General features: G+C 72.7%; 17 protein-coding genes. 8 read left to right on the top strand and 9 right to left on the bottom strand.

Features of this window, described 5'->3' with window-relative positions; genetic code table 11:
* Nucleotide 1: 1 nt before the first annotated feature.
* Nucleotides 2–850 (bottom strand): SGNH/GDSL hydrolase family protein, encoded by an 849-nt coding sequence (locus ACGGZK_RS06175; protein WP_395245392.1) that lies wholly within the window; start codon nt 848–850, stop codon nt 2–4.
* Between the two features lie 257 nt (nt 851–1107).
* Here ACGGZK_RS06175 and ACGGZK_RS06170 point away from each other — a divergent pair, with 257 nt between their 5' ends.
* Both ACGGZK_RS06170 and ACGGZK_RS06165 read left to right on the top strand, forming a co-directional pair.
* Nucleotides 1108–3318: a glycoside hydrolase domain-containing protein gene (locus ACGGZK_RS06170; protein ID WP_395245391.1), complete on the top strand. Its 2211-nt coding sequence runs from the start codon at nt 1108–1110 to the stop codon at nt 3316–3318.
* 70 nt (nt 3319–3388) lie between these two features.
* Complete coding sequence (locus tag ACGGZK_RS06165) at nt 3389–4693, top strand: glycosyltransferase (protein WP_395245390.1); 1305 nt, start codon at nt 3389–3391, stop codon at nt 4691–4693.
* Nucleotides 4694–4700: 7 nt separating this feature from the next.
* Here ACGGZK_RS06165 and ACGGZK_RS06160 read toward each other — a convergent pair whose 3' ends face one another.
* Nucleotides 4701–5801: an acyltransferase family protein gene (locus ACGGZK_RS06160; protein WP_395245389.1), complete on the bottom strand. Its 1101-nt coding sequence runs from the start codon at nt 5799–5801 to the stop codon at nt 4701–4703.
* A 125-nt stretch (nt 5802–5926) separates the two neighbouring features.
* On the opposite strand from ACGGZK_RS06160, the gene ACGGZK_RS06155 reads away from it, so the two are divergent.
* Complete coding sequence (locus ACGGZK_RS06155; protein WP_395245388.1) at nt 5927–6709, top strand: SGNH/GDSL hydrolase family protein; 783 nt, start codon at nt 5927–5929, stop codon at nt 6707–6709.
* Between the two features lie 37 nt (nt 6710–6746).
* Here the strand turns inward: ACGGZK_RS06155 and ACGGZK_RS06150 are convergent, their stop codons facing one another.
* The 3 genes from ACGGZK_RS06150 to ACGGZK_RS06140 all read right to left on the bottom strand — a co-directional run bounded on the left by ACGGZK_RS06150 (nt 6747) and on the right by ACGGZK_RS06140 (nt 10274).
* Nucleotides 6747–6992 (bottom strand): hypothetical protein, encoded by a 246-nt coding sequence (locus tag ACGGZK_RS06150; RefSeq protein WP_395245387.1) that lies wholly within the window; start codon nt 6990–6992, stop codon nt 6747–6749.
* Between the two features lie 92 nt (nt 6993–7084).
* The gene (locus ACGGZK_RS06145) at nt 7085–7789 is read right to left on the bottom strand and encodes a collagen-like protein (protein WP_395245386.1); all 705 of its coding nucleotides are present in this window, start codon (nt 7787–7789) and stop codon (nt 7085–7087) included.
* A gap of 133 nt (nt 7790–7922) precedes the next feature.
* Nucleotides 7923–10274: a DEAD/DEAH box helicase gene (locus ACGGZK_RS06140; RefSeq protein ID WP_395245385.1), complete on the bottom strand. Its 2352-nt coding sequence runs from the start codon at nt 10272–10274 to the stop codon at nt 7923–7925.
* Between the two features lie 361 nt (nt 10275–10635).
* Here ACGGZK_RS06140 and ACGGZK_RS06135 point away from each other — a divergent pair, with 361 nt between their 5' ends.
* The 4 genes from ACGGZK_RS06135 (at nt 10636) to ACGGZK_RS06120 (ending at nt 14612) form a co-directional block, all read left to right on the top strand.
* The gene (locus ACGGZK_RS06135; RefSeq protein ID WP_395245384.1) at nt 10636–11775 is read left to right on the top strand and encodes a hypothetical protein; all 1140 of its coding nucleotides are present in this window, start codon (nt 10636–10638) and stop codon (nt 11773–11775) included.
* 64 nt (nt 11776–11839) lie between these two features.
* Nucleotides 11840–12841 carry an alpha/beta hydrolase fold domain-containing protein gene (locus ACGGZK_RS06130; protein WP_395245383.1) on the top strand — a complete coding sequence of 334 codons (1002 nt, stop codon included), beginning with the start codon at nt 11840–11842 and terminating at the stop codon, nt 12839–12841.
* 85 nt (nt 12842–12926) lie between these two features.
* The gene (locus ACGGZK_RS06125; protein WP_395245382.1) at nt 12927–13505 is read left to right on the top strand and encodes a GNAT family N-acetyltransferase; all 579 of its coding nucleotides are present in this window, start codon (nt 12927–12929) and stop codon (nt 13503–13505) included.
* Nucleotides 13506–13532: 27 nt separating this feature from the next.
* Nucleotides 13533–14612 carry a YihY/virulence factor BrkB family protein gene (locus tag ACGGZK_RS06120; RefSeq protein WP_395245381.1) on the top strand — a complete coding sequence of 360 codons (1080 nt, stop codon included), beginning with the start codon at nt 13533–13535 and terminating at the stop codon, nt 14610–14612.
* A gap of 39 nt (nt 14613–14651) precedes the next feature.
* On the opposite strand, the gene ACGGZK_RS06115 is transcribed toward ACGGZK_RS06120, so the two are convergent.
* On the bottom strand, nt 14652–15323 hold the full coding sequence (locus tag ACGGZK_RS06115; RefSeq protein ID WP_395245380.1) for a DedA family protein: 672 nt from the start codon (nt 15321–15323) through the stop codon (nt 14652–14654).
* A gap of 232 nt (nt 15324–15555) precedes the next feature.
* Between ACGGZK_RS06115 and ACGGZK_RS06110 the strand changes: the two genes are divergently transcribed.
* A complete protein-coding gene (locus ACGGZK_RS06110; RefSeq protein WP_395245379.1) occupies nt 15556–16995 on the top strand; it encodes a peptidoglycan DD-metalloendopeptidase family protein in 1440 nt (479 codons plus the stop codon).
* A gap of 75 nt (nt 16996–17070) precedes the next feature.
* Here the strand turns inward: ACGGZK_RS06110 and ACGGZK_RS06105 are convergent, their stop codons facing one another.
* From ACGGZK_RS06105 to ACGGZK_RS06095, 3 genes are read right to left on the bottom strand one after another with little or no spacing between them, the layout of a single operon-like run.
* The gene (locus ACGGZK_RS06105; RefSeq protein WP_395245378.1) at nt 17071–17355 is read right to left on the bottom strand and encodes a DUF6510 family protein; all 285 of its coding nucleotides are present in this window, start codon (nt 17353–17355) and stop codon (nt 17071–17073) included.
* On the bottom strand, nt 17352–18131 hold the full coding sequence (locus ACGGZK_RS06100; RefSeq protein WP_395245377.1) for a ferredoxin reductase: 780 nt from the start codon (nt 18129–18131) through the stop codon (nt 17352–17354). The genes ACGGZK_RS06105 and ACGGZK_RS06100 overlap by 4 nt, the downstream gene beginning before the upstream one ends.
* Nucleotides 18128–18721 (bottom strand): sulfite oxidase-like oxidoreductase, encoded by a 594-nt coding sequence (locus tag ACGGZK_RS06095; protein ID WP_395245376.1) that lies wholly within the window; start codon nt 18719–18721, stop codon nt 18128–18130. The genes ACGGZK_RS06100 and ACGGZK_RS06095 overlap by 4 nt, the downstream gene beginning before the upstream one ends.
* Between the last annotated feature and the right edge of the window lie 78 nt (nt 18722–18799).

The following is an 18799-nucleotide window of genomic DNA, read 5'->3' as shown; positions in this document are numbered from 1 at the left end:
TCTACGGCCTCCCGTACGGCGTCAACGGCCAGGTGATCTCCGACAGCTTCGCCTGCCCCGAGATGCTGGGGTGGAAGTAGTCGAGGATCGAGATGTGGCTCGACGTGAACGCGAAGTTCGCGACCGCGTAGCCGTCCCACGTGCAGTTCGCGCGGGCCTGGCACTCCGCGGCGAGCGCGTCGTTGAACGCGTTCACCCGCGCCTGCACCGCGTCGCGGCGCTGGACGTCCACCGTCTTCGTGCTCGTCGGGTACGCCAGCATCGACTGGCAGATGCGGGCCGCGGCCCACACGAGCCGGGCGCCCGACTTCGACTTGTTCAGGTCGTACAGCCGCTTCACGTTCGGGATGGATGCGACGAAGACCTGCGCGTTCGGCGCCTGCGCCGACAGCACGTCGAGCGCCGCCTTCACCTGGGCGCGGAACACGTCGGGCGCGGTCATGCCGGCGACGGTGGTGGTGCACGCGTCGTTCGCGCCGATCTGCACGGTGACGTAGGCGGGGTTCTGCGTCACGGCCAGCTGCGCCTGCGCGAGCAGGTTCACCGCCTTCGACGTCGACGCCGAGTCGTTGTAGACGAGCAGCCCGGGCACGCCCTTGGCACGGATCCGGCTCGCGTGCGAGTTGATCGTGCTGACGCTGCCCGTCGACCAGCTGTAGGTCGGGCAGTTCCGGTAGCCGCACGCGTCCATCGCCTGGCTGATTGAGTCGCCGAGCGCGGCGATCGACGGTGGCGGGGGCAGCGGCGCGGCCTGGGCGGGACCGGCGACGGAGCCGGCGAAGACGAGGCCGGCTGCGGCGACGGCCGAGACGACCAGGCGGCGGAGGCGGATGGAGCGCGCATGCGACATGGGTACGACCCTTCGAACCAGAGGCGCGTCCGTTCGGGAGTCGGCAGGGCTGGGCGCGGAACGACGGTGTTCGCGCGGCACCGTACTCCCGCCCGTCGGGGTCGGCCAGACCCCCGTCCGGGGGCGACGGGGCGCGGGTGCGCGGGCCGCCGCGCCACGAGAACGTCACCGTCGTGTCATCCCCCCGTCACCTCCGCTGCGTAGGTTCCCTGCATGGACGGGATGGGGTGCACCGCCGTCGGCGAGGGGGCCGGGGAATGATCGAGCACGTCGACCCGTTCATCGGCACCGCGGCGACCGCGCTGCCGCCGGCCGACGGGCTCGCGGCGACCTGGTGGTGGCCGAAGCCGCAGGTCGGCAACACGCACCCGGGCGCGACGTTCCCGCTCGGCATGGTCTCGGCGTGCGCGTACTCCGGCGCGTACCCCACCGGGTACGGCGCGTACGACCTCAGCACCGAGGGCCTGCCGCCGACCCTGCACGACCGCGCGCTGGCGTCGGGATTCACCCACTTCCAGCAGTCGGGCACCGGGGCGATCCGCAAGTACTACAACTACTTCCGCGTGACGCCGATGACCGAGCCGCTCGACGTGCTCGGCCGCACGTGGGACCTCACCGCAGAGGAGGCGAGCCCCGGCCGCTACGCCGCGACGCTCGACTCGGGCATCCGGGCCGAGCTCACCGTGGGGCCGAAGAGCGCGGTGCACCGCTACACGTTCCCGAAGGACCGCAACGCGCGCGTCGTCATCGACTTCTCGCTCGGCGGGCTGTCGATCCCGTACGGCGCGACCATCCCCCTGCGCGCGCACCTCGAGTCGCTCGGCCCGGGCGTCGCCCGCGGCGAGATCGTCGTCGAGGGCGCCCCGCTCGCGGTGCACGTCGAGTGCGACACCCCGCAGTGGCGGCAGATGCTCTGGTACGACCGCCGGCTCATGCCGGGCGGCACCCGGCTCGACTTCGACCACATCCGGCCGACGACGCTGCGCAGCTTCGGCCTGATGTGGGCCGGTCCCGCGGAGGCGGGCCAGACGGTCGAGCTGCGGTTCGGGTTCTCGTTGCGCGGCCCCGACCAGGCGAGGGAGAACCTCGAGCGCGACTGCGGCAGCGGCCCGGCGCGGTTCGCGCACCGCCGCAGCCGCACCGAGAAGGCGTGGAAACGCCACCTGCAGGCGATCCGCGTCGACACCCCCTCGGAGGAGCGCCGCACGGTGTTCTCGACGGCGCTCTACCACTCGCTGATCAAGCCCTGCCTCGCGCCCGACGAGAGCCCGTTCTGGCCGTCGCCCGGCCCGTTCGCGTTCGACCTCTCGACGATGTGGGACATCTACCGCACGCAGCTCCCGTTGGTGACGACCCTGCTGCCCGGCCGCGCCGTCGAGCTCGCGAACGCCCTGCTCACCATCTGCGAGGAGGAGGGCAACTTCCCGATCGGCTACCGGATGGCGCGGGGCAGCGACCGCTTCTCGCGGCAGGGGTCGGCGCTCGTGCACACCTTCCTGTCCGACCTGTGCCGGCTCGGCCTCGACGGCATCGACTGGGAGTGGGCGCTCGTGCACATGCACAACGACCTGCGCCGCACGTACGGCGAGGACTTCCTGCTGCACGGGCACGCGCACCCTATCAGCCACACCCTCGACCTGGCGTACGGCTACTGGTGCACGGCCGCGATCGCGCGGCGCTGCGGCGACGCGAAGCTCGCCGACGAGTTCGAGCAGCTCGCCGGGCGGTGGGTGAACGCCTACGACGCCGCCACGGGGCTCCTCAAGGACTCGACGTTCTACGAGGGCAGCCGCTGGAACTACTCGTTCCGCCTCCAGCACGACATGGCGGGTCGCATCGCCCTCGCGGGCGGCGACGACGCCTTCACCGGGCTTCTCGACCGGTTCTTCGGCTACGGCGCGCCCGCGGTGCGCCAGCCGGGGCTCGCACCGGATGCCTCGGAGATGGCCGCGGGCTACGCCCTCGGCCGGTTCGAGGGACTGAACAACGAGCCCGACATGGAGTCGCCGTGGGCGTACATGTACGCCGGGCGGCCCGACCGCACCGCCGAGGTCGTGCACGCGGCCGTGCACCGGCAGTTCGGCACCGGTCGCGGCGGGCTTCCCGGCAACGACGACTCGGGCGGGCTCAGCTCCTGGTACGTCTGGGCGTCGCTCGGCCTGTTCCCCGTCGCCGGCCAGGACCTCTTCCTGCTGAACGCGCCCGCGTTCGCCGAGTCGCGGCTGCGCGTGGCCGGCGGCGACACCTTCCGCATCGACACGATCGGGTTCACCGAGCCCCGCCCCGACGGCCCGCCGCAGTACGTGCAGTCCGTCGCCCTGAACGGCACCACCCTCACCCGTCCGTGGCTCCGCGCCGCGGAGGTGCACCACGGCGGCACCCTCACCGTCGCGCTCGGCCCCGAGCCGAGCGACTGGGGCACCGCCGAACGACCCCCGTCCCATCCCGTCCCCTCGCCCGCCGCCTGACCGAATCCCGTGCCGACTCCTCGCGCTCCGCGCGGGGCATCCGATCACCGAACCGAGACCGGAGGACGACATGACCGCCATCGCCCGCACCCGCCCGACCCGCCTCGTGATCGTCGTGCGCGCCGATCCCGTGATCTGCGGGCACTCCGTCGAGGCGCGCAACCTCGCCGAGGTCGCGCTGCAGCGCGGCTTCGACGACGTGCGCATCGTCACCTGGCCGATCGAGAAGCTCGAGGCCGCGGGGCTCCCGCTGAAGCCGCTCGACGTGGTGCTGCCGTACAGCCCCGGCATCACGGTCGAACGCCCGGCACCCGTCGGCGACTACAAGGTGCCCGACAGCCGGTACCTGGCCGGCATCACCGGCCGGCTCGTCGAGCTGTTCACCGACGGCGTGCCGACGGTCGCCCTCTCGCTCTACCTCAGTCCGCACACGGTCGCCGTCGCCGACGCGATGCGCGTCGCGTGGGCGACGGGGCTGCCGGTCGACGTCACCACGATCGCGGAGGCGGTCGGGTCGGATGTCACGAACATCGTCCGCGCCTGCGTGGCGGAGGGCCGCTTCGGGCCGGCCGCGCACATCCTGTCGAGCTACCTCAGCCAGGACCACTGCGTCGCCGTGTCGGAGTACACGCGCGACCTGATCGTCGAGTCGGCCGCCGAGGTCGACGAGATCCACGGCACCCGGTTCGCCGAGCAGTGCCGGGAGCGCGTGGCGATCTCGTACCCCGCGATCGACTCGGCGCCGTACCTCGACCTCGACCCCGCCGAGGTCGAGCGGGTGGCCGCGGCGCGGGGCCTCCGGCCCGGCGGGTACGTGCTGTTCCTGTCGCGGCTCGCGCGGGCGAAGGGCATCGACGACCTGATCGACGGGTTCGCGCGGAGCGCGGCCGCCCGCGACGGGCAGCGGCTCGTGATCGCCGGGCGCGGGCCCGAGGCATCCGAACTGCACGCCGTCGCGGCCGCGTCGGGCGTCGGGCACCTGATCGACTTCCTCGACGACGTCGGCGACGCCGAGAAGCCGTACCTGATGGCCGGATGCTCCGCCTTCGTGCTGCCCTCGAAGCCACGCCCCGAGTTCGTCGAGACGTTCGGCATCGCCCTCGCCGAGAAGATGCTGGCCGGCGGCGGTCCGATCATCACGTGCGACACGGGAGGCATCGGCGAGGCGGTCGGGGAGCACGCGACGATGGTGCCGGCCGGCGACGGGCCCGCGATCGGGCGGGCGATCGACGAGGCGATCGCGGTGCCGGCGCACATCCAGCGGGAGCGGGCGGCCCGGGCGCGCGACTACGCGCTGCAGTTCGACCGGGTCAACGTCTTCGACCGGCTGTTCGCGCGGGTGCTGCCGGAGCGACTGCCGGTCCCGATCGAGTAATGCCGGTTCAGGCGGCGAGACGCAGTTCGGCCTCGGCACGCACCTTGATCCTGCGCGCGAGTCGGTGCGATGGCCGTTCGACGACGAACCAGAATCCAATCGCCACGGCGATGCTCACCGGGATAGCGACCAGGATCGCCTGGAATGGCGAGGCGACCATGCTGTCGACCGCCACCACGATCGGCTCGTGAACGAGATAGAGGCTGAATGAGATCAGCCCCAGAAAACCGAACGGGCGGCTCAGCAGCAGCGAGCTGAAGACCGGAGCATGGGTCGCGGCCAGGATGACGATGCAGACCCCGATCAGGATCACCGGGATCGTGAGGAAGGACAGTTCGATGGGGAGGAATGACTGCGTCGTCCAACCGGCCGTGAGCAGCACGACGGCAACGAGAAGCCCCGCGGTCCAGAACGCGAATGAAGTGCGACGCCCCATCCGATCGAGCCGACCGCTCAGCTTGTTCCACATCGCCGCTAGCGCGACGCCGATCCCGAACATCGGGAGGAACTTCAACGTCGTGAGGCCGACGTATGCGCCGAGGGTCGTGAGCGCGAAGTATGCGAGGAGTTGGATGCGGGCGTCCACCCGTCGAGCCGCATAGATGAAGACCGGGAGCAACAGTGAGAACAGGATCTCCCACTGGAGCGACCAGAGCGGAGTGATCCGGTTGCTGGACCCGGTGACCAGCACGGCATCCATCAGCATTCCGCCGAGGTCGTAGTCACCCGGCCGTCGCTCGACCCAGGCGCTCTCGCCGGGCCGGGCCTCTGGGGTCAGCCAGATCACGAGCGCTCCCAGAACGACTGCTCCGAACACGGGAAGGTACAGCCTTGCGAGTCGTGAGGGGAAGTACGAATTCCAGCCGAATGAGGCGGATTGGGCCGCGAAGCCCAGGACGAGTCCGGAGAGCACGAAGAAGAGGTAGACAGCCTCCGTCCCCGCCCAGACGAGATGGAGTGGGGTGTAGACGAGGAGACTGGCTCGACCACCACCGACAGGCTCGCTGAAGTAGGGGGCCGCGAGCGAGGGCACGAGCAGGAACGCATGGTGGATGAGGACCACCAGCGCGGCCAAACCACGCAGTCCGTCAAGTGCTCGCAGGCGCAAGGAGATGTCCCGTCTCGGTCGTAGGCCGAGTCGGCGTTTCCCGGCTGAGGGAGCGTAACAGACCAATATGCGGGGCGGCTTCGTCGACGACTTCTCGGCCGCCGAGGTGTCCTACGATCGGTTGGATGAGTTCGAGGACAGTCAGAAGCACGGCCGAAATCATGGGCGCGTTCTTGGGGCTGCTGCTCGCACTGACGCTGATCGGTTGCGCGGACGTCGACGCTTCGCCCAACCCGTCAGCGAGCGTCCCGCAGGCCGCTTCGACCCCATCTCAGAGCGTAGAGCCGACGTCGGAGCATGACTTGGACGCCCTTCGGAATCTTCCGCGGTCGCCGCGTGTCCTCGTGATCGGCGATTCGTTCACAGAGGGGTACGGCGCCAGTGGCCCGTCCGCGACGTGGGCGAACATCGCGGGCGAATCTCTCGGGTGGCGAGCCGTCATCGACGGGGTCGGGGGGACCGGATTCACCAAGCCGCTCGCCACGGACGGCAGAACCGGGATGGACTTCCGCAGCCGAATCGAGCAGCACGCCGCTTCCGGGCAGACATTCGACCTCATCGTCCTCCAGGGCGGACTCAATGATGTCCAGGCCACGCGGGCATTGGAGATCGCGAACGTGAACGCCACGATCGCGATCGCTCGGCGTGCCTGGCCTGACGCAGCCGTCATCGTATTCGGCCCGTCGTCACCGCCGTCGAGTGCAGCCTGGCGGGTACACGCAGCGGCTATTGCCGAGGCGGCGGTGGACTCCGGCGCGGTGTCCATCGATCCCGACGGAGCCGAGCCCTGGATCAATACCGACAATGCCGACCGGTTCGCTCTGAGCGACGGTCTGCACCTCAACGATGCCGGGTACCTCTATCTCGCCGCCAGGTTCGTGGCCGCGGTCGAACTCCTGATCAGTTGACACTGGGCTGGCAGCTCGAGTTCCTGTCGAGTCGGCGTCAGTGGGAGGCGATCCAGGCGATCGCCCCGGCGCCGCCGAGGATGATCGCCCAGAGGGGCAGCGCGAGAACCAGGCCGATGCCGAGGCCGCGGAAGGCGCGCGTGCTCTCGGCACGCTCGAGGGCCACGCCGACGGCGTCGGCGCCGAGGTCGAGGTCGGAGCCGCGGAGGGCGGTCCGCGGCGCCATCGCGTCGACGACGGGCGACGGCGCGGGGGTCGGGAAGGGGATGACGGTGTCGGGCACGATCATCAAGGCTGGCAGCCGAGGCTCGATGCCAGCCGGGGGACGCTGGGAGTGGACTGGAGATATCCTCAGGATTGCGCCACCGCGCCAGGCTACTCGCCGTCCGCGGGCGGGCCGAACTCCTGCCATTCGACGCCGTCGCACTCGTAGAACACGAGCGCCAGGGTGTCGATGAACACGTCGCCGTCGGCGGTGCAGGTCGCGGGATCAGGCGCGTCCGTGCCGAGGGTCACCTGGGTGCCGGGCGTTCCGGCCTCCCCCTGCTCGCCCTGCGGGCCCGTCTCGCCGGTCGCGCCGGTCTCACCGGTGGCGCCGGTCTCACCGGTCGGGCCGGGCTGTCCGGTGAGGTTCGCCGCGGCCGACGCGCGGATGTTCCCGACCTTCTTCCACGCGCCGTCGGTGAACAGGTACATGTCGGAGGTGGCGAGGTCGATGTAGACGTCGCCCTCGTATCCCTTGCCCTCGGTCGGCACGCCGGTACCGGCCCGCACCGCCGAGCCTGCGGGCAGGATCTCCTCGATCGCCTCCTCGTAGTCGCCCTCGTCGAAGCTGTCCGTCGGCGTCGGCGTGGGGCTCGCGGTCGGTGCCGCCTCGGTCGAGTCGGCCGAACGCGCGAGCCAGGAGCCGAGGAACGCCGCGACGAACGAGAGCACGACCACCCCGACGCCGACCCAGAGCAGCATGGCCCGGCTCACGGTCGCCGGCTGCGCGTGCGCGGCGGATGCCTCGGGCGGGCCCTGCGGCGGCAGACCGCCCTGCGGCGGCACCCCGGTCGGTTGCGTCGATCCGTCGCTCATCGTGGTCCCCCTCCACGTCCCGCGCTCGGCGCGGAGCGGGGAACCGCCCGGCGGCGCATCGCGCTCATGCTACCGACGCGAAGCGGCGCGTGTCCGATCGGACACGCGCCGCTTCGTGGCGAGATGCGGAGGGTCAGCCGGCGGGCTGCGCCTCGGGCTCGGCGTCGTCTTCGGCGTCGATCTCGACGATCTCGACGACCTCGACGACCTCGATCGCCTCGTCGGCCTCGGCCGCGTCGACCTCGTCGAAGGCGACGTCCTCGAACGCCTCCTCCGACTCGATCGCGGCGAGCTGCACCGGACCGAGGTCCGACAGCAGGTCGTCGCCGAGGCGGACGTCCTCGAAGTCGACCGCGATCTCGGCGCGATCGAGCAGGTCGTTCATCCGGCGCTGGCGGTTGCGCGGGATGAGGGTGATGACCCGGCCCGTGTTCCCGGCGCGGCCGGTGCGGCCCGAACGGTGCAGGTAGGTCTTGTACTCGTCGGGCGCGTCGGCCTGGATGACCAGGTCGATGTCGTCGACGTGGATACCGCGGGCCGCGACATCCGTCGCGACGAGCACGTCGACGCGGCCGCTGGTGAGCTGCTGCAGGTTGCGGGTGCGCTTGGCCTGGTTGAGATCGCCGTGGAGGGCGACGGCGTAGATGCCGGCGTCCTCGAGGTGCATCGTCAGGTCCTCGGCGAACGCGCGGGTGCGCGCGAACACGAGGGTGCGGCCGTTGCGGTCCGCGAGCTGCGCGACGATGTCGCGCTTGTCGCGGTTGTCGATGACGAACACGCGGTGCTCGATCGTGCCGGTGGACTGGTCCTCGCCGGCGACCTCGTGCACGGCCGGGTCGACGAGGAACTCGTCGACCAGCGCGGCCACGCCCGTGTCGAGCGTCGCGGAGAACAGCAGCTTCTGGCCGCCCTCCCTGGTCTCGCGGAGGATGCGCTGCACCGGCTCGAGGAAGCCGAGGTCGCACATGTGGTCGGCCTCGTCGAGCACGGTGATCTCGATCGCCGAGAGGTCGAGGTGGCCCTGGCGGACGAGGTCCTCGATGCGGCCCGGGGTGCCGATCACGATGTCGACGCCGCGGCGCAGGGCGCCGACCTGGCGGGCCTGCGGCACGCCGCCGTACACCTGGGTGGTGAACAGGCCGACCGACTGCGCGATCGGCTGCACGGTGCGGTCGATCTGGAGGGCGAGCTCGCGGGTCGGGGCGAGCACGAGCGCGCGGGGCGCACGGCCCATGGCCCGCTTGCGCCGGTCGGCGTCGCCCTGCTTCGCCCAGAGCTGCATCAGGCGCTCGACGGTCGGGGCCCCGAACGCGATGGTCTTGCCCGAGCCGGTGCGGCCGCGGCCGAGGACGTCGCGGCCCTCGAGCACCACCGGGATGGTCGCGGCCTGGATCGGGAAGGGGTGCTCGGCACCGAGGTCGCGGAGCGCGCGCACGACGTTCTGGCCGAGGCCGAGGTCGGCGAAGCCGACGCCCTCCACCTCGGTCGCCTCGATCGCCTGGGCTTCGAGGCGCTCGAGCACGACGTCGTCCTCCGGGCTGAAGTGACGCTGCTCGGCGTCGCGGGCCGGGTAGAACGAGGAGGGACGGCGCTCGGAGTCGCGGAACCCGGGCCGGTCGAAGTCGCGACGCGGGCCGCGGTCGTTGCGGTCGAACTCACGACGCGGGGCGCGGTCGTCCCGGTCGAAGCGACGCGGCCCACGGTCATCGCGGTCGTCGCGGCGCGGCGCACGATCGGTGCGGTCGAACTCGCGACGCGGCGCACGGTCGTCCCGGTCGAAGCGACGCGGCGCACGGTCGTCGCGGTCGTCGCGACGGGGCGCACGGTCGGTGCGGTCGTTCCGGTCGAACTCGCGACGCGGGGCGCGGTCGTCCCGGTCGAAGCGACGCGGGCCACGGTCATCGCCGAAGTCACGGCGGGGCGCACGATCGGTGCGGTCGTTCCGGTCGAACTCACGACGCGGCGCACGGTCGTCCCGGTCGAAGCGACGCGGCCCACGGTCATCGCCGAAGTCACGGCGCGGCGCACGATCCGTGCGGTCGTTCCGGTCGAACTCGCGACGCGGCGCACGGTCGTCCCGGTCGAAGCGACGCGGCCCACGGTCATCGCCGAAGTCACGGCGCGGCGCACGATCCGTGCGGTCGTTCCGGTCGAACTCACGACGCGGCGCACGGTCGTCCCGGTCGAAGCGACGCGGCCCGCGGTCGTCGCGGTCGAACTCGCGACGCGGGGCGCGGTCGTAGTCGCCGCGAGGTGCGCGGTCGTCGCGGCCCGGGCGGTCGGCGCGGTGCGGGGTGCGGCCGGTCGCGACGCGCTCATCGCGGCTCCAGCGCTGCTTGGGCTGCTCGGCCTCCTCGGGGCGGTAGCCGCGGTGGCCCTTGCTGCGGGAGCCGGGCGCGCCCGTCGACGTGCGCGAGCTGCGGGCGTACGACGGGTCGAAGTTGCGGGCGGGTCGACCGCCGGCGGGCTTCTTGTTCTTCGGCATGGATGGCTTCCTGGGTTGTAATTCGAGTACATGGCAATCCGGGCCGCGCGGCAGCACGACCTGACTGAGAACCCGGAACTCTGGTGGACCGGGGCCGTTCACATACGGTGACTATCCGGAGGCGATGCTGCCTCGGAACCGGCCCTCAGGACTCACAAACCCATCCGCGCACGGCGCGGTGTCCAGAACCGACCTTCCCACGATACCGGATGCCCCTGAGAAGCCGCCGAACGCGGCCGCGAACGCCCGGCGCGAAGCCGCCGCCGGGATCCGTGCCCGCACCGATGCGCCGCAGGCGCGCGTCGTGGCATCCTCGGTCCTGGGCGCCGAACACCGAGCGACCCTCGGGAAAGGACGACGCATGGTGCTCCGGATCATCTCGGCGTTGGCGTTCGGCGCCATGGTCGGCGGCATCATCGGCTCGATCGCCACCGGCGACCCGCGCTACACGATCCTCTGGTCGGTCGCCCTGCCCGTCGGCATCCTCACGGGCATGTGGGGGCTGTTCTCGCTGGGGAAGCGCGCGACGCCCGCCGCGCCGATCGATCCCTCGCAGCTCGCGCTCGCCCGCGTCGAACGCATCACCCGCACCGGGTTCTCCGTGAACGACCAACCGCAGTGCGAGCTGCAGCTCACCGTCGCGCCCCGGTTCCGTCCGGCGTACACGACGACGCACCGCCAGATCGTCGACCTCGTCGCGCTCGCGCAGGTGCAGCCGGGGAGCATCGTCGTCGTGCGCCGGCCCGACGAGGCATCCGCCGACGTGGAGGTCGTCTTCGAACCGCCCGCCGACTGGGCCGCGCTCCGCCAGGCGGAGCAGCTCCGAACCGGCACCGAGCGCACCGTCCCGCTGGCGGCCGAAGCCCCGGTGCGGGAGTCGGATCCCGCGCGGCGTCCGGCCGCCCCGGGCGCATCCGCCGACCGGCCGCACCCGGCCCGCGTGGCCGCCTGGTGGGCGCTCGTGGCGATCGCCGCGGCCGTCACGCTCGTCCCGGCGTACCCCTCCATCGGTCGCACGGTCAGCGCCCTCGCCGCGGGGAACCCCGCGCAGGCGGGCGTCGTCGAGGGCGACCGGCACGCCGAGATCGTCGATGCGCTGGCCGCCGAGACGGGCGGCACGCAGTTCGTGCGTATCGGCTTCTACGGCGACTACGCCATCGCCTCGGCGCCGTCGTCGCCCGGAGCGCTCACGATCGACGCGTACCAGTACCGCTACGACCGGACCGAGCGACAGGGACCCGAGCTCATCCAGCCCGAGGATCCGGCGGCCGCCCTCTTCGACGCGTCGGAGGTCGACTTCTCCCGCATCCCCGGGTACATCGCCGCGGCGAAGGCCTCGAGCGGCATCGCCGACCCGACCTCGATCATGGTGAGCGTGTCGCGCACGCCGGTCGCCGACGAGTCGGGCGAGATGCCGGTGCAGGTCCTGGTGTCGCTCGACTCGCCCTATGAAGACGCGAGCGTCGTTTTCGACGCGACGACGGGCGAACCGGCCGCGTGACGCCTCGTGGCGATGGCGCGGGGAACCTGAGGTAGCATCACCTCACCCCCGAACCGGAGCACCCGTGATCACTCGCCCCTCCGGCGGTCACGGTCGTCGGCGTCGCCGGCCGCTCCTGATCGCCGCTGCCGTCGCCGCGGCCCTCGTGGTCACCGGCGCGCTGTCGGGCTTCCACCTCGGGCTCCAGGAGATCGACCCCCATGGGGCGGATGCCGCGAGCGAGGTCGCCGGCACCGAGGTGGTCGGCATCCGCACGTTCGTCGCGCCGATCGGCCTCCGCGTCGACGAGGACCTCGAGTACGGCACGCGCGACGACGGCACGCTGCTCACCCTCGACGTCTGCTCCCCCGCCACGGCGGGCACCGGCGTCGACCTACCGGCGGTCGTGTCCATCCACGGCGGCAGCTGGGCGCGCGGCGACAAGGCCAACGCCGACTGGCGCAACGTCTGCCTGTGGCTCGCGAGCGAGGGATTCGTCGCGGCATCCGTGAACTACCGGCTGGTGCCGCAGGCCGTGTTCCCCGCCCAGCTCGACGACGTGTCGCTCGCCGTCGAGTGGCTGCGCGACGACGAGCAGGCCGAACGGTTCGGCATCGACCCGGCCCGCATCGGCGTGTTCGGCGGGTCGGCCGGCGGCAACCTCGCCGCCCTCCTCGGCGCGGCGGGCGAGGGCCCGCTCGACGAGGGCGCCCGGGTGGCGGCCGTGGCCGAGCTGTCGGGCCCGGTCGCGCTCGACGACCTCGACGGTGCGAGCACGTGGCTCCGCGGCATCGTGGGCGCGTACGTCGGCTGCGACCCCGACGAGCTGACGCCGTCGGCGTGCACGACCGCGACGGATGCCTCTCCCCTCGCGCACCTCGACGCGAGCGACCCGCCGTTCTTCATCGGCCACGCGGTCGACGAGATCATCCCCCTCGCCCAGTCGACAACGTTCGCCTTCGCCCTGCAGACCGCGGGCGTGGAGGCCGAGCTCGCCGTCGTCGACGGCAGCGAGCACTCGATCGGGATCCTCGACGAGGCGCTGCGCGCCCGCGTCGCCGCGTTCCTGCACGCGCACCTGGGCTGAGCCGGCCGGCGCGGCGCACCTGGGCGGCCGCGCGACGGCGCGCAACCCCTCGACCGCGCGCGCCTGCGGCTGCCATCATCGCGGTGTGCCCGACGACGACGCTGCCACCCGTGCGACCCCCGCGACGATCCCCGCGCGGGAGCCGGTGCTGCCCCCGCTGCCGCCCCTCGACCTCCCGTCCGGCCTCGCCGCCCGTCGCCCGGTACCGGCCGACCACCTCGCCGTCATCACGGCGATCCCCGGGTGGTGGGGCGTGCCGGCGACGAGCCACCTGCCGATGGTGCTCTCGCGGCTCTTCTTCCAGCACTTCGCCGACACGTCGTTCCTCGTCGAGGACGACGCCGGCGACCTCGCCGCGTTCCTCGTCGGCTTCCACTCCGCGTCGCAGCCCGGCGTCGCGTACATCCACTTCGTGGGCGTGCGCCCCGACCTGCGCGCCCACGGCCTCGCCCGCACGCTGTACGAGGCCTTCTTCGCCGAGTCGCGCGCCGCGGGCTGCGATCGCGTCGACGCGATCACCGGCCCGCCGAACCGCCGGTCGCAGGCGTTCCACGAGGCGATGGGCTTCACCGCGTCCGGCGACGCCGACGTCGACGGGGTGCGCGCCTGGCTCGACTACGACGGCCCGGGCCAGCACCGGGTCGCGTTCACCCGGCCGCTCTGACGCGGCCCGCACCCGAAGGAGCGACTCGTGCCCGACGATTCCCCCGCCCGGTTCTCCCGCGACGAGTGGCGCGTCGCGCTGACGCGCACGTGGCACGAGTTCCGCATCTCGCAGGCGACCGACATCGCCGCCTCGCTCGCGTACTACGCCGTGCTGTCGGTGTTCCCCGCCGTGCTCGCCGGCCTCGCGGTGCTCGGCGCGTTCGGCACCGCCGAGGACGTCACCCGCGAGGTGCTCTCGGTGCTCGCCGACGTCGGCGGCGAGCGCGCCGCCGACGCCCTGCAGGAGCCGGTCGGCCAGCTGCTGGACGCCTCGCATCAGTGGTTCGCGATCGTCGTCGGCCTCGCCGGCACGCTCTGGTCGGTGTCGGGCTACCTCGGCGCGTTCGGTCGCGGCATGAACCGGATCCTGCACGTCGAGGAGGGCCGGCCGTTCTGGTCGTCGCGCCCGCGGATGATCCTCGTCGCCGCCGTGCTCACGGCGCTCGGCGCGGTGGTCGCCGTCCTGCTCCTCGTCAGCGGCCCGGTCGCCGACGCCGTCTGGCGCACGCTCGGCCTCGGCGAGGAGGCGACCCCGTGGTGGGACGTGGTCAAGGTGCCGGTCGTCGTCGTCATCGTGGCCGTCATCATCGCGATCCTCTACTGGGCGACGCCGAACGTGAAGCGCCGCCACGTGCGCTGGATCAGCATCGGCGCGTCGGGGGCGGTGCTCGTGTGGATCGTCACGACGGCGCTGTTCGGCTGGTACGTCGTCGGGTTCCGCACGTTCGAGCGCAACTACGGCGTGCTCGGCGGGGCGGTGGCGTTCCTGCTGTGGGTGTGGCTGTCGAACCTCGCGGTCGTGTTCGGCGCCGTGCTCGACAGCGAGATCGAGCGGGTCCGGCAGGTGCGCGCCGGCGTGCACGCGGTCGTGTTCCTCGACCTGCCGCTCCGCGACGACCGCATGGTCCGGCGCAACCGCCGGCAGCGCGAGGCCGACGTGCGCGCGACCTCGGAGCTCGCGCGCGCGGCGGTCGCCGACCCGGATGCCCCGGCGCGATCGGCTCCCGTGCATCGGGCCGAGGACGCCCCGGCGACGACGGGTTCCGCGACGGCCGGGCGGCACTGAGCCAGGCGCAGGGCCGGGCGGACCGCGCGGCACGCGCGCTCAGTCCGCAGCGCCGGCGTCGACCTCGCCGCGCCCAGCCCGCGCCTCGCGGATGCGCCGCGCGACGAGCACGGCGAGGGCGATCGCGATCGCGCCGTAGACCACCCAGTCGAGGTACTGCAGCACGTGGTCGAGCTGCTCGTGCTGGGTGCCGAGTGCCGCGCCCGCGCCGATGAGCAGGGTGTTCCACACGGCCGAGCCGATCGCGGTGAACAGGCAGAACACGATGAGGGGCATCCGCGCCGCGCCCGCCGGGAGCGAGATCAGGCTGCGCACGCCCGGGATGAGCCGGCCGAAGAGCACCGACCAGCGCCCGTGCCGGGCGAACCACTCGGCCCCGCGCTCGAGGTCGGTCCGGCTGACCAGCCGCGTCCACGCGAGCCAGCGGATGGCCCGTTCGAGGCCGATCCATGCGCCGACGCCGTACATGACGAGGGCCCCGAGCACCGAGGCGAGCGTGCTGAAGACGATGAGCCAGCCGAGGTCGAGGTCGCCCGACTGGCTGAGGTAGCCGGCGAACGGGAGGATGACCTCGCTCGGGATGGGCGGGATGAGCACCTCGAGGAAGACGAGGGCGCCGACGCCGACGTTGCCGAGTGCGCTGAGCACGTCGGCGGCGAAGCCGGTCAGGCCGGTGAATCCGTGGTCGTCGGTGGCACTGGCGGCGATCATGACGTCTCCTCGTCGCGGGGTCGGCGGTTCGGCGGGTGTGGCGTTGCCGTCACGGTAACGAGGGCACCTGTCAGATCCATGTGGGCCGCCCGATCGTGCAACCTGCGCCGCACCCGGCCCCCGAACGGGGCAGACTCGCCGATTCGCCATTGTGCCGCGGACGGCCCTGCGGAAGACTGTCAACGTCGACGGCCCGAACGCCGGCGAGATGGACAACCCTATGCAGCCGAAGATGCCCCAGCCGAACCGTGAAACGACCCGAGCGATCCTCGCCCGGCGCGTCGGTCTGGCGATCACGGCGGTCTGCGGCCTGGTCATCGCGGTGGGGTCCATCGGCCCGGCGCAGGCCGAGGAGGTCGTGCCCACGGAGCCGCCCGCCGTCGAGTCGTCCGCCGATCCGACGCCCACTCCCGAGCCGACGCCGGAGCCCACGCCGGAGCCGACCCCGACGCCCACTCCCGAACCGACGCCCGAGCCCACGCCGGAGCCGACGCCGACCCCCGAACCCACGCCGGAGCCCACCCCGACGCCCGAGCCGACCCCGGAGCCGACCCCGACGCCCGAGCCGACCCCGACGCCCACGCCGAGCGCGCCGACTCCGGCCGCTCCGCAGCCGCAGGCCGAGGTCGAGTACGGCCCGCTGACCGACGAGGAGCTCCTCGCGATGTTCGGCGACGGCAGCCTGTTCTCGTCGCTCATCGACCGCGACCTCTTCTCGCTGCTCGCCGGCCGCACCGCGATCGGCGACGCCGAGTTCGACCTCCGCGACGCGCAGAGCTCGCTCGCCGACGCCCTGTCCACCCAGTCGGAGGCCCGCGAGGTCGCCGACCGACTCGCCGCCGACGCCGAGAAGGCCCGGAAGCAGGCCGAGGCGGCCGCCGACGCGTACATCGCGGCGAGCCACCGCGCCGACGACGCCACGCTCGCCTCGCTGCCGGCGGCGTTCGGCGCCGGCAAGGACCTCCTGGCCGGGCTCGCGGGCGTCGACCGGGTCAGCCGCCTCGCGTCCGACGCCGACGACCTGGCGAAGCTCGCCGACGACCTCGACGGCGTCGCCTCGCGCGCCGAGGAGCGGGCCGACCGCGCCCTGGCCGCCGTCGACGCCGTGCCGACCGAGGAGTACCAGGCCCGCGTCTCCGACGCCGAGGTCGCCGTCGCCGTCGCGCAGACCGAGCTCCGCAAGCTCGAGGCCGACGCCTCCTCGTCGACGCTGAAGCTCGTGGCCGACCTCCCCGAGGACTCGGGCCGCCTCAGCGACCAGGGCTGGTCGCTCCCGGTCACCGGTCGCATGACCGACGGCTACGGGCCGCGCCCGGTGAAGCCGCTCGCGGGCGTCAACGACTTCCACCGGGGCACCGACGTCGCCGCCGCCTGCGGCACCCCGGTGTTCGCCGCGACCTCGGGCGTCGTCGTGCAGGCGGGCCCCAACGGCAGCCTCGGCAACTGGATCCTGCTCGACCACGGCACCGGCGTCGAGACCGGCTACGGTCACCTGCAGCCCGGCGGCATCCTCGTCTCGCCCGGACAGATCGTCTCGGCCGGCCAGCTCATCGGCACCGTCGGCAACACCGGTGCCTCGACCGGCTGCCACCTGCACTTCGAGGTGCACCTCGACGGCACCGCGATCGACGCCCGGCCGTTCATGGCCGCCCGCGGCGTCGCGCTCGGCTGAGCGCGACGAGCGCAGGGTCGGGCCGGTCGGGCTTGTCGGGCCGCGCCGGCGGACGCCACCGCACGTGCGTCGCGGCTACGCCCGCCGCACCTCGATCGTGCTGACCCCCGAGAACCCGAGGAAGACCCGGTCGCCGGCGTCGACGATGGCGGCGAGCACCTCGCCGCACGCCGCGCAGCGCACGACGCTGCCCGCGCCGCTGCGGTAGACCATCGCGCGGGCGAGCGTCTCGACGACGCCGCAGGTCGCGCACCGGGCCGAGGCGGTGGTCGCCTCGAACGCGAACAGGTCGGCCAGGGGGCCGGCGAGCGCGTTGCCGTCGACGTGGGCCGGCCCGTGGTCGGCGCGCTGCTCGCTCATGCGGTGTCTCCGTATCGCTCGGTGCGGATGTCGCGCCCCGCGTGCCCGGCCGCGACGAGCCAGTCGGCCACCCGCTCGACGAACCCCGTCGACCCGCAGACGTAGACGATCGGGCGGTCCTCGACGGGGATCGCGGCCGCCAGCAGCCGCGCCTCGTCGATGCGGCCGGCCGGGACCGGCCAGCCGTCGGGTACGCGGCGCGTGTAGACGAGGTCGACGCGGAGCGGGGCATCCGTCGCCTGGAGCGCGTCGAGCTCGGGCGCGAACAGCACGTCGTCGGGGGTGCGCACCGAGTAGAGCAGCCGGAACGGCGTGCCGTCGGAGGCATCCGCCCGCGCCTGCGCGATCGCGATGAGGGGCACGACGCCGGATCCGCCCGCGATGAGCTGCACGGGTCGCCCGTCGGCGGCGCCGGGCTGCCAGACGAAGAACCGGCCGAGCGGTCCGTGCACCTCGAGCTGGTCGCCGGCGCGCAGCTCGTCGACGAGGAACGGCGAGACCTCGCCGTCGGGCAGGCGGTCGACGGCGAGCACGACCCGCGTGCCGGGGCCCGCGGAGGCGATGGAGTAGGAGCGGGTGGCCGAGTAGCCGTCGGGCGCGGTGAGGCGCACGTCGAGGTGCTGCCCGGCCGCGTTGCCCGGCCAGGTCGGCACGTCGAGCACGATGCGGGCGGCGGAGGCAGTCTCGCGGGTCGTCGCGACGACGGTCGCGACGTGCCACGCGACGCGCAGGCGCGCCGGCGTCGCCGTGACGGTGGCCGTGGTCGCGTCGGTCACCAGTACCGCTCCTCCTTCCACGGGTCGCCGTGGAGGTGGTAGCCGTTCTGCTCCCAGAACCCCGGCTCGTCGTCCTCCATCATGACGAGGCCGCGGATCCACTTCGCGCTCTTCCAGAAGTACAGGTGGGGCACGAGCAGGCGCGCCGGCCCGCCGTGCTCGGGGTCGAGCGGCTCGCCGTCGAACTCGAACGCGATCCACGCCTGCCCGTCGAGCAGTTCCTCGAGCGGGACGTTCGTCGTGTAGCCGCCGTAGCTGTGCGCCATGACGAACTCGTACTCGGTCTCGACGTCGGCGAAGAGCGTGTCGAGCGAGACGCCGCGCCAGCTCGTGCCGAGCTTCGACCAGTGGGTGACGCAGTGGATGTCGGTCGAGACGTCCTCGATCTCGAGGGCCATCAGCTCGTCCCACGTCCACGAGTGCGACGCACCCGTCTCGGTGCGGATCGTGAACGCCCAGTCGTCGGTGTCGATGTCGGGCGTCGGGCCGGCCGAGAGCACCGGGAAGCCGTCGGTGAGGGTCTGGCCCGGTGGGAGCCGCGGATCCTCGTCGTGCCGTCGCCCGGTGAAGCCCCTCGTGATGAACGACATCGACGCCCTCCGCTCGGCTCGCCGCGCCGGCACACGGGCGCGCTGGTCGCGATCGTACGCCCGCCCTTCACGACGTGT

The sequence above is a fragment of the Agromyces sp. MMS24-K17 genome, from assembly GCF_043950245.1.
In the GTDB taxonomy this organism is placed as follows: domain Bacteria; phylum Actinomycetota; class Actinomycetes; order Actinomycetales; family Microbacteriaceae; genus Agromyces.
The sequence above is the reverse complement of the archived record's forward strand: the minus strand, read 5'-3'. Positions and strand labels throughout refer to the sequence as shown.